We start from the raw sequence: 13,041 nt of genomic DNA, 5'->3' as shown, positions 1-13,041 counted from the left end.
GGCGGCGACGCATCCCTAGCTGACGGTGTTCGGCAGCAGCGTCGGCAGAGGCTCGCCTTCGGTTCGTTGTTCGGGGTGCTCTGGGGCTAGCGGCACCGATGGTCGGGTCAGACGGATGCCGAGGGGCGCGTCGCCTCTCGGTACCGATCCCAGGAGGCCTTGCAGGCCTGCGCGATCCGGTCGACGCGCTGCGGATCGGGGTCGACCCAGCCGGTTCCGGGCTGCATGATCGCCGCGGTGTTGGCGCGGCCGAGCAGAAACTCGCGCCGAAACTCGGCCTGCACTGCGCTGAGTACCAGGCCAGCGGCATCCGCCACCGAGGCCAGCTCGCGAAAACGGGAACCTGCCCTGATGATCTCGAAACTGCCGAGATACGGCTTGTTCAGCGCGACAGCATCGGGAGAGTCGACCGCGAAACCGAGGCGATGCGCGGCGGCGAGATCCCGCACCAGATCGGGCCGCATCGTCACCGGGTCGTCGCCGCGCGGCTCGCCGTCGGCGTCGCCCCGGTTCGACAGCGCGACGACCGAGGGCAGCCGGTCGGCTTCGTCACGTGCCACGCTCACCGCGCCATCCGGCGTCGTGGTGTGGTTCATCGTGTCGTGGAACGACAACGTGCTGAAACTGTGCGGGGTGTCGCCGCCGCGAGCCCGCTCGAGCTTCGTCTCAACGAAGCGTTCGATCAGGGCATCCCTGGTGGTCTCGTAGATGCCGAGCCCGTGCGTCGCGACCTCGGTGAAGGTGTCGGCCAGGCGGTTCAGCTCAGTCTCATCGGTCGGCGCGAGCAGTAGTGGAAAGAACGAGAAGGTGACGGGTCGAACGGCATCAACACCGGTGAGGTCAGTGCGCACACCGGGACCCGCCGCAGCGACCCGCGCGAATGCCTCGCGCAACGTAGCCCGCAGGTCGGCCGGCTTCTCCCGGTTCGGGTCACGGATCATCCGCGGATGCGGGTTTTCGACGTAGACGATGCGCTGGTCGATCTCGGCCCAGCGGCGCACGATCGCGCTGGTCGAACAGTCGGAGAAGTCGAATTGCAGGCGACGCGTGAACTCAGGGGCGAGAAACGGAGCGAGTTCCGCAGGGATAGCAGCTCCCGAGTGCGGACAGCTGACCAGCAGGTCGGCCTCTTCGATGGCCTGCTCGAGGTCGCGGTCGTCAGGGTCGGCGTAGAAGGTGATGTCGGACGCCGTGAACACGGTTCCGGCGGGAATCAACAGGGGAGCGGAGTCCGTCATGGCTTGATGCTAGCGACGTGGCAGCCGGAGCGCGAGGCCCCGTGGCTGAGAAAGCGGCTCGCCCGACTACTCGCCGATGATGGCCCCCAATCGGGGTACGGTGCTCTGATCTCAGTCACGGGCAGCACTCTCGTCGGCGGCATTGTAGGAGGAGGCGTCGTCGGTGGAGTTGTCGGTGGATTTGTTGGCGCCGAAATCGGTGAAGGTGCCAATTACCTCTGGGAGAGATCTTCGCGAGCTCTACTTCTGAGTGATGCAAAGAAACAGTTGCAAAGGTATCTTTGCAGCGCTATCTTTGCATTATGGAAGACAACGACACTCGGCCAGAGATGCGAGCCGGCCGCCAGCTGGACATGGAGAGCCTGAAGGCACTTGCGCACCCGTTGCGGGTGAAGATTCTCGACACGCTGTCGACCTACGGTGATTTCACCGCCAGTGGCCTCGCCGAGCGACTGGGGGAGTCGAGCGGGTCCACCAGCTACCACCTGCGTCAACTTGAGCGCCACGGTTTCGTGCGGGAGGTCACGGGTAAGGGCACGGGTCGCGAGCGCTGGTGGGCTCGCATGCCGGGGGCGATCAACCTCGACTCGGATGAGCTGTTCGACTCCCCAGCGAACCGGGCCGTCACCAAGACCGTCGTGCGCGAGTTTGAACGAAGCCGTTCAGGTCTGCTCAGCGATTTTCAGGATCGGGGTTTGGATGTGCTGCCTCACGAGTGGTTGGTCGGCAGCGTGGTCTCCACGATGAGTCTCAAACTGACGACTGAACAACTCAAGGAAGTCTCCAAACAGTGGGACCTCTTCGTCGAAGCGCACATCGATCAGTATCGCGGCCAGACCGGCCCGCACCTGCGCCCCGTACAGATTCACTTCAACGCATTCCCCGTTGTAGACGGGGAGGAGAGTGTGTGACGACCATGACCGCAGCAGTCACTCCCGCTCAGCCTCGGGTGATCGACCGTTTCGTTGTCACGTTGAGCCTCGCGATGCTCGACTGGGCGCGCAGAAGGGCCGATCGGGCGTTCATCAGCCGCGACCGGCACAATCGGCTGCTCGGGCAGGCTGCTGAACTGCAGCGGCGCGAACACGATTTCGCCAAGCGAGCCGCCCGCGTTGTCTAGCCAGCTGCGGACTCTTCGAGTTCCTGATTGAAGCCGCAAGCCAGGAAAGCATCCCGTTCCGGCTGACCCGCGGGCACCACGGGCGAAATGGTTAGTTGTTCGGCGGATTTTGAGTCTCTGCCCATGCTGAGACTCGACGTGTGCTCTCCTCTTCGGAGATGTCTTCAACCCGGGTCATGATCGACCATCGGACTCCAAAAGGATCACGGATCCTGGCAAACCGGTCTCCGGACACGAATGTGCTCAGCGGTTCACGGATGATTGCGCCGGCGGCTTCCGCTCGTCGCACCACGGCATCCGCATCCTCGCGATACAGGCCAAGGGAGTAGCAGTCGCCTTCACCGGCGGGCGCAGGAACCAAACCGTAGGCGCCGTTCGGTTCGCCAAGCTGTAATCGACCGTTGCCGAAATCGAGTTCGGCGTGGACGACGCTGTCACCCATTTCAACCACGTCTACAACTCGCGCTCCGAACACGTCGCGGTAGAACTCGACCGCCTCTTTGGCCCGAGGGAGCGTCAAGAACGGTGTCAAGCTGGATGCCCCGTTCGGGACGCCGCGGGTGGTGTGCTCGCCGTGCGCAGCTACTGTGTGAATATCGTGTTCAGTCATGAAGCCAATCTAGAAACCGATGAGAGGCTTGGCTTGATGATTCACGACAGCATTCGCGTGACATCTGGAGACCAGTGTGGAGAATGAATCGCGCGGGACGCTGTACCCGGCACGCTTGCCAACGCTGCACCGTCTCGCCGCGCCCGCAGAGATTTCGGGCCTCGTGCGCTGGTTCTGGATCCCCGAATGGGACATCGCGCCCGGGCGCGTTTCACGGCAAGAATTACTCCCGTTTGCGGCGTGCAACCTGGTTGTTGATCCGGGATTCGTCGGATTCTCCGGTCCTCCGACACAGCGATCGTTTCGAGACCTTGAGGGTCGGGGATGGGCAGTTGGCGCACTCCTGCGCCCCGCCGCTGTGCCGTACTTCGTTGCGAGACCGAGTGAGGTGCGCGACACCACTGCAGAGTTCAACGCACCAGATCTGCGCGTGGCGGTCACGGCGGCAATGACCGCTGACCGCGATGGTGAGACATATCGCGGCGAGGCTGTCTCCGCATTCAGCGCGTGGATCGTCGAAAACATCGGCGCGCCAACGCCCTCGGGCTCCATCGGCAACGCCATGGCAGACCTGATCGACACCGATCCGTCAATCACCCGCGTCGAACACATTGCCGACCGACTCAGCATGTCAGTGCGAACAGTTCAACGACTGGCCGAGCGCTATTTCGGGCTGCCACCCCTTACTTTGATCCGCCGACGTCGGCTCCAAGAGGCAGCGGAACTGCTGCGCACCGAACCCGGCACATCCGTCGCCGCTATCGCGTCGGAGCTCGGATACGCCGATCACGCACACCTCGCCAACGAATTCCGCGACGCCCTCGGTTTCACGGCCAGTAGATATCGACGTAGCAACCCCGGCGGACGAGGCTTCTAGGCGGGACTGTCTGCTTCCCGGCTCTCGGACCGGAGGATCGACATTGTGAGTGCGTCGATATATTCGGCGCAGCCGGGGCTGGTGCGGGTTCACGGCGGGGTGTAAACCGGTGCCATGGTTCGGATCACGAACACCATCGACATCGACGCATCGACTCAGCAGGTCTACGCGGCCCTCCGAGCCCTTGACGCCTACCCGACCTGGCTCAGGCACTCAACGGTGTACCGCGGAACGAAGATGCGAACGCCGCAGTCCGGGAAATCGCTCAGCTACGAAGACTCGACCATGGTCGGTCGGATGCGTGGCGAGGTCGTCGAAGACGTGCCCGATCACGCGCTGCAGTTTCACCAGAGAAAGCCGTCCGGCAGCCTGGATGCGCTCATCCGCTACGAGGTGAGTGCCGCCGGAACAGGCACGCACCTCACCCGGGTCGGCGAGCTGACGACCCACGGGATGCTCCATATCGTGCAGCCGATCCTTCTGCGGATGGCGGCCGCTGAAAGCGAGCGCACGATGAAGTCGTTGAAGGCCCACGTCGAGGGGCACCCCATCTAGCTGAGTTGCCCACTCGCTAGATAGGTGAGTCCTCCGAGGCGGATGCCGCGTGGGTGCTATCGCGGAACCAGCATCACGTGCGGGTGTCGAGTTGTTCGCGGACCGTCCCGGCGATGCGGGAGAGCGCAATTCCAAGGTTGCGTTGCTGAGTCGCGTTGAGCGGGTCGAACACGAGCTCCCGCACACGATTCACATGACCTGGGGCGCTCTCGACGACTTTCTGCATTCCGGTTTCGGTCAGCGTGGCGAGTGTGTATCGCCCGTTGTCCGGATCGGGGCGACGGGTGACCCAGTCTCGTTGCTCGAAGCGGACCATGACCTTCGATAGCCGGGGCAGGCTGCTATCGCATTGAGCAGCCAGGTCGCTGAGGCGGATGGTGAGGTCCGGGGCCATAGAGAGACGGGCGAGAACGCTGTATTCGAAGTTCGTCGTCTCGGCGTCGCGTTCCAGCTGCCGATCGAGCAGCGTCGGCAGCGCGATCACGATGGTGAGCAGGTCTTGCCACACCGCCTGCTGGTGCTCGTCGAGCCATCGGGGCGAATTGGTCATGACACGAAAGCATACCCGTGGTTGCTCCGGTTTGACTTGCCGAGGCAAGTCAGGCAGAGTCTTCTCAGTTGCCTAGGCAAGTCCCAGTGCGGCATCCGGTCCTCATTACCGCAGGACCGCTCACAACAAACAGCATGAGGAGAGTTCTGTGAAGGCAATTCGCTATCACCAGTTCGGCGGCACCGAGGTTTTGCGTGCAGAGGAGGTGGAACTCCCCGTTCCCGGCCCCGGTCAGGTGCTGGTGAAGGTCGCCGCCACCTCGTTCAACCCGGTCGACGATCACATTCGTCTGGGCGTGCTCGCGGAAGCAATCCCGACCCCGTTGCCGATCACGCCAGGCCTGGATGTTGCCGGCACGATCGTCGAACTGGGTGAGGGCGTCACCGGGCTCCAGATTGACGACCTCGTCATTGGGATGTTCCCGTTGAACGAGCACGGCGGATCTGCGGAGTACGCGGTCATCGCAGCCGAATTCGTCGCCGCTGCACCCCGCACACTGCCGTTGGCCGATGCCGCGGCACTGCCGCTGACCGGGCTGGCGGCCCGGCAGGCCGCCATTGAGCTGGCCGATATCCAGGCCGGGCAGAGCGTGCTGGTCAACGGCGCGGGTGGCGCAGTGGGCAGCATCGTCGTGCAACTCGCCGCCGACGCCGGTGCGACGGTGACCGCCGTCGACGGGCCGCAGCATGCCACCCGGCTGCTCGAGCACGGCGCCTCCACGGTTGTCGGCCCGCTGGATCTCGACGCGGGCCCATCGGCCGTTGGCGGGCCATTCGACGTCGTGATCAACCACGTGCGTCTCGACCCGGCAGGTCTGGCGAAGCTGACGGCCTACGTCGCCGACGGCGGTATTGCTGTCAGCTCCGCTGGGGCCGTACCGGCCGACGACGAGCGCGCCGTGCGCACGGCGAGTGTCTGGGTGACGCCAAACGGTTCCCACCTGGCAGACCTGGTGTCGCGCCTGGATCAGGGCCGGATCACACTCAACATCGTCGACCGCCGTCCGCTGCAGCAGCTGCGCGCCGTTCACGACGACGCGGCCAACGGCACGCTCCTCGGCAAGACCGTACTGACGGTCAGCTAGGGGATGGAGGAGGATGGCTCTGCGGAACACGCAGAGTCATCCTCCGTTTCAGCCGGTTCCACCGAGGGAGAGTCACGCAACTCCCGCTAGGCTGTGATCGCACCGTTTTTCGCATCACCGCAACAGGCAGTGCCCACAACCGGCTGCACCTATAACCGGCTGCACCTATAACTGGCTGTACCTATAACTGAACAACTGGCCATTACGGTCGATGCGGGAGAATTCGACGTCGCAAGACGAGCGAACACCGAAGGAGCAATCCTCCCCGACAATCTCTCAGGTACGCGTACCGCATCGAACTGGCCACTCTGAAAAGAAGCTGCGACAACGGCAGCTCGCCCAAGGTGAAAGTCGCCCACCCCCACACAGGTGCACGACGAAGCTCTCAGGCCCGACGACAGAGGGGGAGTTCCCACGGGGTTCAACCGAACCCTGCGACTCTTGCCATCCCTCACGGATGGTGACGACCGGAGAACTCATGACCTCTGCATCAGAAAACCAGCCAGTAGAACGCTTTTCCCCGCTTCACCAGGCTCACGTCGACGCCGGTGCCAGCTTCACCGATTTCGCCGGCTGGCAGATGCCGGTGCGCTATTCGAGCGACCTCGCCGAGCACCACGCCGTGCGTACAGCGGCCGGCCTGTTCGACCTGTCGCACATGGCGGAGATCGAGGTGTCGGGGCCGGATGCCGGTGCCTACCTCGACTTCGCGCTGGCCGGCAAACTCTCGGCGATCGAACCGCTCCAGGCCAAGTACAGCCTGCTGTTGAACGAGGCCGGCGGAATCATCGACGATGTCGTCGTGTACCGCACGGGGGAGACCGACTACCTCGTCGTCGCCAATGCCGGAAACAGGTTCCCGGCCGTCGAGGCGTTCACTGCCCGCTCCGCCCGCTTCGACGTGAGCGTCACTGACACGAGCGACGACGTCGCACTGATCGCCGTGCAGGGCCCGAACGCCCTCGCCATCCTGCAGGCGACCGCGGGCTTCACCGTCGACGGCGACCTCGAGCCGCTCAAGTACTACCGGGCCATGCGTGGCGCGTTCACCGACATCCCGGTGCTGATCGCGCGCACCGGCTACACCGGTGAAGATGGCTTCGAGCTGTACATCGATGTGCCTCACGCCCTGGCGCTCTGGCAGGCGCTCGCCGCGGCCGGCGAGGCACACGGCCTGGTTCCGGCCGGACTCGCCAGCCGCGACACGCTGCGCCTCGAGGCCGGCATGCCGCTCTACGGGCATGAGCTCAACACCAAGACCTTCCCGGCTCAGGCCGGCCTCGGCCGCGTGGTGAACCTGGCCAAGGAGACCGACTTCATCGGCCGTGCCGCGAGCGAAGAAGGCCCGAGCGCCGAAGCGCGCGTGCTCGTCGGCCTTGTGGCAGAGGGCAAGCGTGCCGGCCGTGCCGACTACGCGATCTTCGCCAGCGCGGATGCGACGGAGCCGGCCGGCATGATCACAAGCGGCGCGCTGTCGCCGACGCTCGGACATCCGATCGCGATGGCCTACGTCGCGCCGGCGCTTGCCCGCCCCGACACCCAGGTTTACGTTGACGTGCGCGGCACTCGCATTCCCGCCACTGTCACGCAGCTCCCGTTTTACAAGCGCCAGAAGTAGCATCGGCGCCAGAAGAACCTGGCATCATCAGCACCCCTCCATCCGCTTTCGAAAGGACACCCCATGGCAGACAAGACAGAATTCCAGTACACCGCAGAGCACGAGTGGCTCGACATCTCCGGCGACGTCGCGACCGTCGGCATCACCGCCTACGCGGCGGAGAAGCTCGGCGATGTCGTCTTCGTTGAGCTTCCTGCGGTCGGCTCCGATGTCGCATCCGGCACCGTCGTCGGCGAGATCGAGTCGACCAAGTCGGTCGGCGAGCTCTTCGCCCCGGTCAACGGCACCGTCACCGAGATCAACGACGCCGTCGTCGACAGCCCAGAGCTCGTAAATAGCGACCCGTTCGGCGCCGGCTGGTTGATCAAGGTCTCCTTCACCGAGCTGCCGACGCTGCTCAGCTACGCCGAGTACTCCGCCCTCGTCGGCGAGTAGTCCTCCCACCCCGCAGATAGACACCACCGGCCAACCAGAACGCGCAGGTTTTCACTCAATGTCACAGGCTCTCCCCACTTCGGCAGTTTCAACTCCAGAATTCTCACCCGCAGAATTCGCCGCACGCCACATCGGCACGGATGCCGCCGCCCAGTCACACATGCTTGCCACGCTCGGCTACGACTCGGTTGAGTCGCTCGTCAACGCGGCAGTTCCGGCGTCGATTCACGTCGATGCCTTCCGCGTGGAGGGCGACAGCGCCTTGCCGCCCGCTGCGACGGAACGGGAAGCCATCACTGAGCTGCGCGCTCTGGCCGGCCGCAACACCGTCAAGCGATCGATGATCGGTCTCGGCTATTACGACACGATCACTCCCGCCGTGATCAAGCGCAATGTGCTCGAGAACCCGAGCTGGTACACGGCGTACACGCCCTACCAGCCCGAGATCTCGCAGGGACGCCTGGAAGCGCTGATCAACTTTCAGACGATGATCGCCGACCTGACCGGCTTGAACACGGCCAACGCGTCGATGCTCGACGAGTCGACCGCCGTCGTCGAGGGCATGCTGCTCACGCGTCGTGCCTCGAAGTCGCTCTCGCACCGATTCATCGTCGACGCCGACGCGCTGCCGCAGACCAAGGCGTTGCTGGCCAACCGGGCGGATGCCGTCGGCATCGAGCTCGTCGAGGTCGCGCTCGACGAGTCGACCACCGCCGAGATCCTCGGCGACCACTTCGGCATCTTCGTGCAGTACCCCGGTGCGTCGGGCCGCGTCTGGAACCCGGCCGCCGTCATCGCCGCGTCGAAGGCGCAGGGCGCCCTCGCCGTCGTCGCCGCCGACCTGCTCGCCCTCACCCTGATCACCTCGCCCGGTGAGCTGGGTGCGGATGTCGCTGTCGGCACGAGCCAGCGTTTCGGTGTTCCGATGGGCTTCGGCGGCCCGCACGCCGGCTACATGGCCGTGCGCACGGGCTTGGAGCGTCAGCTTCCCGGTCGCCTCGTCGGCGTGAGCGTCGACGCCGCCGGTCACCCTGCCTACCGCCTGTCGCTGCAGGTGCGTGAGCAGCACATCCGTCGTGACAAGGCCACCTCGAACATCTGCACCGCCCAGGTGCTGCTGGCCGTCATGGCCGGCATGTACGCCGTCTACCACGGCCCGTCGGGCCTCAAGGCGATCGCCGAGCGCGTGCACGAGCGAGCCGGCCAGCTGGTCGCCGCCCTCGGCACCGCTGGAGTGACCGTCATCAACGACACCTTCTTCGACACCGTGCGTGTGACGGCGGCCGGCAGCGCCGCCGACATCGTCGCCCGGGCCGCCGAGTCCGGCGTCAACCTGCACAAGGTCGACGCCGACACGATCAGCATCGCCGTCGACGAGACGACGACCATCGCCGACGTGAGTCTCGTTCTCGGCGCGTTCGGTGCCAGGGATGCCTTCGGTCACGTCGAGCTCACCGCCGTCGTGTCCGGTCTGCCGGCCGAGCTCGCCCGCACGAGCGAGTACCTCACCCACGCGGTGTTCAACACGCACCGCTCCGAGACGAGCATGATGCGCTACCTCAAGCGTCTCGCCGACTACGACTACGCGCTCGACCGCGGCATGATCCCACTGGGCTCCTGCACCATGAAGCTCAACGCCGCCACAGAGATGGAGGCCGTCACCTGGCCCGAGTTCGCCGGGGTGCACCCGTTCGCGCCGCGCGCCGACGTCGAGGGCTACCTCGAGCTCGTCAATCAGCTCGAAACCTGGCTCACCGACGTCACCGGCTACCACTCGGTCTCGCTGCAGCCGAACGCCGGCAGCCAGGGAGAGCTCGCCGGACTGCTGGCCATCCGTGGCTTCCACCTCTCCAACGGCGACACCCAGCGCACCGTCTGCCTGATTCCGTCGAGTGCGCACGGCACGAACGCGGCATCCGCTGTTCTGGCCGGCATGAAGGTCGTCGTCGTGGCCTGCGATGAGCTCGGCAACGTCGATCTCACCGACCTGCGCGCGAAGATCGCGGAGCACGCCGACAACCTCGCCGCGCTGATGATCACCTACCCGTCGACGCACGGCGTCTACGAGCACGAGGTCACCGCGATCACCGACGCCGTGCACGCGGCGGGCGGTCAGGTCTACGTTGACGGCGCCAACCTCAACGCCCTGCTCGGCTTCGCCCGTTTCGGCGACTTCGGCGGCGACGTCTCGCACCTCAACCTGCACAAGACGTTCTGCATCCCGCACGGTGGCGGTGGCCCCGGTGTCGGTCCCGTCGCCGCCAAGGCACACCTCGCCCCGTTCCTGCCCGGGCACCCGCTCGCACAGTCGAGCGATCACTACCTCGTCGCCGGCTCAGCGGATGCCGCGACGGATGCTGCTGGTACGACGATCGAGCACCGCGGCGGACCGGTTTCGGCCGCGCCCTACGGCAGCCCGAGCATCCTGCCCATCTCCTGGGCCTACGTGCGCATGATGGGTGCCGAGGGTCTCAAGCAGGCCACCGGTGCCGCGGTTCTCGCCGCGAACTATGTGGCCAAGCGTCTCGAGGGCCACTTTCCGGTGCTCTACTCCGGCGACAACGGCCTGGTTGCGCACGAGTGCATTCTCGATGTGCGCCCGCTGACCGAAGCCACCGGCGTGACCGTCGACGACGTGGCCAAGCGCCTCATCGACTACGGATTCCACTCGCCGACCATGAGCTTCCCCGTTGCCGGAACCCTGATGGTAGAGCCCACCGAGAGCGAAGACCTCGGCGAGATCGACCGGTTCATCGAAGCGATGATCGCGATCAAGGCCGAAGCGGATGCCGTGGCTGCTGGAGTCTGGCCGGCCGACGACAACCCGCTGCGCAACGCGCCGCACACGGCGCAGTCCGTGATCGAGGGGGAGTGGGAGCACCCGTACGAGCGCGCCGTCGCCGTCTACCCGGTGCACACCCTGGTGCGCAACAAGTACTGGCCGCCGGTGCGTCGCATCGACCAGGCCTACGGAGACCGCAACCTGGTCTGCGCGTGCCCGCCGCCCGAGGCGTTCGAGTAAACCTGCGCCGCAGAACCTGCGCCTGCGCATCCTGACCGGAGTCGCAACTGCTTTCTCATCTGAGGGCGGTTGCGGCTCCGGTTCTTGCGTCCCGGCAATCTCGTTGGTCGAGCTCGAGCGAGCGAAGCTGTGTGTCTCGAGACCACCCATTCGACGGAGATTTTCACCGATTCGGCCGTTATCGGCCCGATTCGGCCGGAAGCGGGACATATCTCCGTCGAATGGGGATGTGACTGGCCGCGTGTGGAGGGCGGCTCGTGTGGAGGGCGGCTCGCGTGAGGCGCGGTGAGAGCTAGTTCGTCGGGGTCGGGGATGGGGTCGGAGTCGGCGCGAGGAGGCCAGGCCACCACATCAGCGCCAGGGGATAGCCCACGAACGAGACGATGTCGATGATCCAGTGCGCGATCACCAGCGGCATCGTGCGTCCCCAACGGGTGTAGAACCAGCCGAAGACGACGCCCATCGCGACGTTTCCGAAGAATGGACCGATGCCCTGGTAGAGGTGGTAGCTGCCGCGCAATGTCGCTGACGACAAAATGATCGTCCACTTCGACCAGCCGAGCTCTTTCAGCCGGGTGAAGAGATAACCCACCACGATCAGCTCCTCGGTCAGAGCCGAGCGCAGGGCCGAGAAAATCAGAATCGGAATCGTCCACCAAAACGTGTCGAGCGGGGCAGGCACCACCGCGACGGTAAAGCCGAGAGCGCGACCGGCGAGGTAGAGCGCAAGACCAGGGATGCCGATGACGAGCAGCAGGGACAGCCCGCCGAGCAGGTCTTTCCCCGGCTGGGTGAAGTCGAAACCGATCTGGCGAAATGCGCTTTTTCCGGGCAGCCAGAGCAAATAGAGCACCAAGGCGACAGCGAACAGGTCGAAGAAGATGGCAAGGAATTGGTAGGTGAAGTCGAGCCACTCCCGTGGTGACTGCGACGCGTTCAGTGTCGCCGACTGCTGCGAAAGCGGAGTCGCGGCGGTCAGCCGCGCGATGATCGAGACGATCGAATACACCGCCGAAGCGCCGAGCGACAGCCCGAGCACGATGATCACTTCGAAGCGAAGCCGGGTCTTGTTCAGTTCGGGCGCGAAAGTCACGAAGGTCAGTTTCGCACCTCTCGCGTCATATCTGCGGTCACGCCACTGAGCGAATAAACCCCAGCACCGACTCGACCACGAGTGCTGCCACTCCGTCGGCGTCGATCGGTGACGACTTCAGCACGGCCATCGAGTGATCGGCTCCTGGCACGGCCACCACGCGGATGCCTTCCCGGCCGGCAGTCTCCGACTTGACCAGCTCCGCCGTGACCAGCTCGGCATCGCCGAACGTGTCCCGGTCGCCCTGCATGACGAGCACCGGAACAGCAGGAAGGAGAAGCTCATCCAGCCGCGACTTCTCGGGTTTGCCAGGAGGATGCAACGGAAAGGAGAGGCAGACGACGGCGACCGCGCCCACGGCATCCGCTGTTCTGCAGGCCACCCGGGCACCGGCGCTGCGACCACCGACGAGCAGGGGGAGTCCGCCTGCGAGCTCGGCGACCAGCGGAGCAGTCTCGAGCCAGGCGACATCGAGCGCCGCCGGACGCGGCGCCACCTTCTTGCCTGCGACCCGCCAGGGCTGCTCGTGCCGCACGACGGTGATGCCATGCCGGGGGAGTTCTGCTGCCACAGCGGTCAGGTCGCGCGCGTTAATTCCGCCGCCGGCGCCATGACCCAGCCACAGTACGGCCGAGGCATCGGATGCGAGATCAACGGTCAGACGCCCCAACCCGAGCGACGTGGGGGCGGCGATTTCCATACCTCCGACGCTATCAACGCGCCCGCCCGTTGACGACGATTCAGACCGAACGTGCGGTAAGTCACAAGGTCTTACTGCATATCGTTGCGTTTAGCCGCATCAGATCGTGATTTTGGTGGAATAGCTGCACGAAACCTGC

At 65.1% G+C, this 13,041-nt stretch carries 13 protein-coding genes and 2 riboswitches; of the genes, 8 read left to right on the top strand and 5 right to left on the bottom strand.

Annotated elements, in window-relative coordinates; all coding sequences use genetic code 11:
* Positions 1-107 precede the first annotated feature (107 nt).
* Positions 108-1,238 (bottom strand): N-formylglutamate amidohydrolase, encoded by a 1,131-nt coding sequence (locus ABD791_RS07425; protein WP_345064056.1) that lies wholly within the window; start codon positions 1,236-1,238, stop codon positions 108-110.
* A 302-nt stretch (positions 1,239-1,540) separates the two neighbouring features.
* Between ABD791_RS07425 and ABD791_RS07420 the strand changes: the two genes are divergently transcribed.
* On the top strand, positions 1,541-2,149 hold the full coding sequence (locus ABD791_RS07420) for an ArsR/SmtB family transcription factor (RefSeq protein ID WP_345064054.1): 609 nt from the start codon (positions 1,541-1,543) through the stop codon (positions 2,147-2,149).
* On the top strand, positions 2,146-2,358 hold the full coding sequence (locus ABD791_RS07415; protein WP_345064052.1) for a hypothetical protein: 213 nt from the start codon (positions 2,146-2,148) through the stop codon (positions 2,356-2,358). The genes ABD791_RS07420 and ABD791_RS07415 overlap by 4 nt, the downstream gene beginning before the upstream one ends.
* 91 nt (positions 2,359-2,449) lie before the next feature.
* Here the strand turns inward: ABD791_RS07415 and ABD791_RS07410 are convergent, their stop codons facing one another.
* Positions 2,450-2,968: a VOC family protein gene (locus tag ABD791_RS07410; protein ID WP_345064049.1), complete on the bottom strand. Its 519-nt coding sequence runs from the start codon at positions 2,966-2,968 to the stop codon at positions 2,450-2,452.
* A gap of 76 nt (positions 2,969-3,044) precedes the next feature.
* Between ABD791_RS07410 and ABD791_RS07405 the strand changes: the two genes are divergently transcribed.
* Both ABD791_RS07405 and ABD791_RS07400 read left to right on the top strand, forming a co-directional pair.
* Positions 3,045-3,845 (top strand): helix-turn-helix domain-containing protein, encoded by an 801-nt coding sequence (locus tag ABD791_RS07405; protein ID WP_345064046.1) that lies wholly within the window; start codon positions 3,045-3,047, stop codon positions 3,843-3,845.
* A 114-nt stretch (positions 3,846-3,959) separates the two neighbouring features.
* Complete coding sequence (locus tag ABD791_RS07400; RefSeq protein ID WP_345064043.1) at positions 3,960-4,400, top strand: SRPBCC family protein; 441 nt, start codon at positions 3,960-3,962, stop codon at positions 4,398-4,400.
* Positions 4,401-4,473: 73 nt separating this feature from the next.
* Here the strand turns inward: ABD791_RS07400 and ABD791_RS07395 are convergent, their stop codons facing one another.
* On the bottom strand, positions 4,474-4,950 hold the full coding sequence (locus ABD791_RS07395) for a MarR family winged helix-turn-helix transcriptional regulator (protein WP_345064040.1): 477 nt from the start codon (positions 4,948-4,950) through the stop codon (positions 4,474-4,476).
* Between the two features lie 148 nt (positions 4,951-5,098).
* Here ABD791_RS07395 and ABD791_RS07390 point away from each other — a divergent pair, with 148 nt between their 5' ends.
* The 4 genes from ABD791_RS07390 (at position 5,099) to gcvP (ending at position 11,109) form a co-directional block, all read left to right on the top strand.
* Positions 5,099-6,034, top strand: coding sequence for an NADP-dependent oxidoreductase (locus ABD791_RS07390; protein ID WP_345064038.1), 936 nt, complete (start codon positions 5,099-5,101; stop codon positions 6,032-6,034).
* 204 nt (positions 6,035-6,238) lie between these two features.
* Positions 6,239-6,336, top strand: a riboswitch (glycine riboswitch).
* Between the two features lies 1 nt (position 6,337).
* Positions 6,338-6,442: riboswitch (glycine riboswitch) on the top strand.
* Between the two features lie 70 nt (positions 6,443-6,512).
* Complete coding sequence (gcvT, locus tag ABD791_RS07385; RefSeq protein WP_345064035.1) at positions 6,513-7,652, top strand: glycine cleavage system aminomethyltransferase GcvT; 1,140 nt, start codon at positions 6,513-6,515, stop codon at positions 7,650-7,652.
* 63 nt (positions 7,653-7,715) lie between these two features.
* The gene (gene gcvH, locus ABD791_RS07380) at positions 7,716-8,087 is read left to right on the top strand and encodes a glycine cleavage system protein GcvH (protein ID WP_345064032.1); all 372 of its coding nucleotides are present in this window, start codon (positions 7,716-7,718) and stop codon (positions 8,085-8,087) included.
* Between the two features lie 58 nt (positions 8,088-8,145).
* Positions 8,146-11,109 (top strand): aminomethyl-transferring glycine dehydrogenase, encoded by a 2,964-nt coding sequence (gcvP, locus tag ABD791_RS07375; protein ID WP_345064029.1) that lies wholly within the window; start codon positions 8,146-8,148, stop codon positions 11,107-11,109.
* Between the two features lie 292 nt (positions 11,110-11,401).
* Here gcvP and ABD791_RS07370 read toward each other — a convergent pair whose 3' ends face one another.
* Entirely contained in the window at positions 11,402-12,202 is an 801-nt protein-coding gene (locus ABD791_RS07370) for a CPBP family intramembrane glutamic endopeptidase (RefSeq protein ID WP_345064026.1), read from the bottom strand.
* A gap of 37 nt (positions 12,203-12,239) precedes the next feature.
* Positions 12,240-12,902 (bottom strand): alpha/beta hydrolase family protein, encoded by a 663-nt coding sequence (locus ABD791_RS07365; protein ID WP_345064023.1) that lies wholly within the window; start codon positions 12,900-12,902, stop codon positions 12,240-12,242.
* Positions 12,903-13,041: the final 139 nt, after the last annotated feature.

Origin of the sequence: Glaciibacter kafniensis, assembly GCF_039538945.1 — a bacterium.
GTDB classification, from domain to species: Bacteria; Actinomycetota; Actinomycetes; order Actinomycetales; family Microbacteriaceae; genus Cryobacterium; species Cryobacterium kafniensis.
Note: the sequence above shows the minus strand (reverse complement) of the source record. Positions and strands in the feature narration are given on the sequence as shown.

Coding starts and splice junctions, on each gene's coding strand:
- ABD791_RS07425 (WP_345064056.1), bottom strand. CDS start 1,238: ATGACGGACTCCGCTCCCCTGTTGATTCCCGCCGGAACCGTGTTCACG.
- ABD791_RS07420 (WP_345064054.1), top strand. CDS start 1,541: ATGGAAGACAACGACACTCGGCCAGAGATGCGAGCCGGCCGCCAGCTG.
- ABD791_RS07410 (WP_345064049.1), bottom strand. CDS start 2,968: ATGACTGAACACGATATTCACACAGTAGCTGCGCACGGCGAGCACACC.
- ABD791_RS07400 (WP_345064043.1), top strand. CDS start 3,960: ATGGTTCGGATCACGAACACCATCGACATCGACGCATCGACTCAGCAG.
- ABD791_RS07395 (WP_345064040.1), bottom strand. CDS start 4,950: ATGACCAATTCGCCCCGATGGCTCGACGAGCACCAGCAGGCGGTGTGG.
- gcvT (WP_345064035.1), top strand. CDS start 6,513: ATGACCTCTGCATCAGAAAACCAGCCAGTAGAACGCTTTTCCCCGCTT.
- gcvH (WP_345064032.1), top strand. CDS start 7,716: ATGGCAGACAAGACAGAATTCCAGTACACCGCAGAGCACGAGTGGCTC.
- gcvP (WP_345064029.1), top strand. CDS start 8,146: ATGTCACAGGCTCTCCCCACTTCGGCAGTTTCAACTCCAGAATTCTCA.
- ABD791_RS07365 (WP_345064023.1), bottom strand. CDS start 12,902: ATGGAAATCGCCGCCCCCACGTCGCTCGGGTTGGGGCGTCTGACCGTT.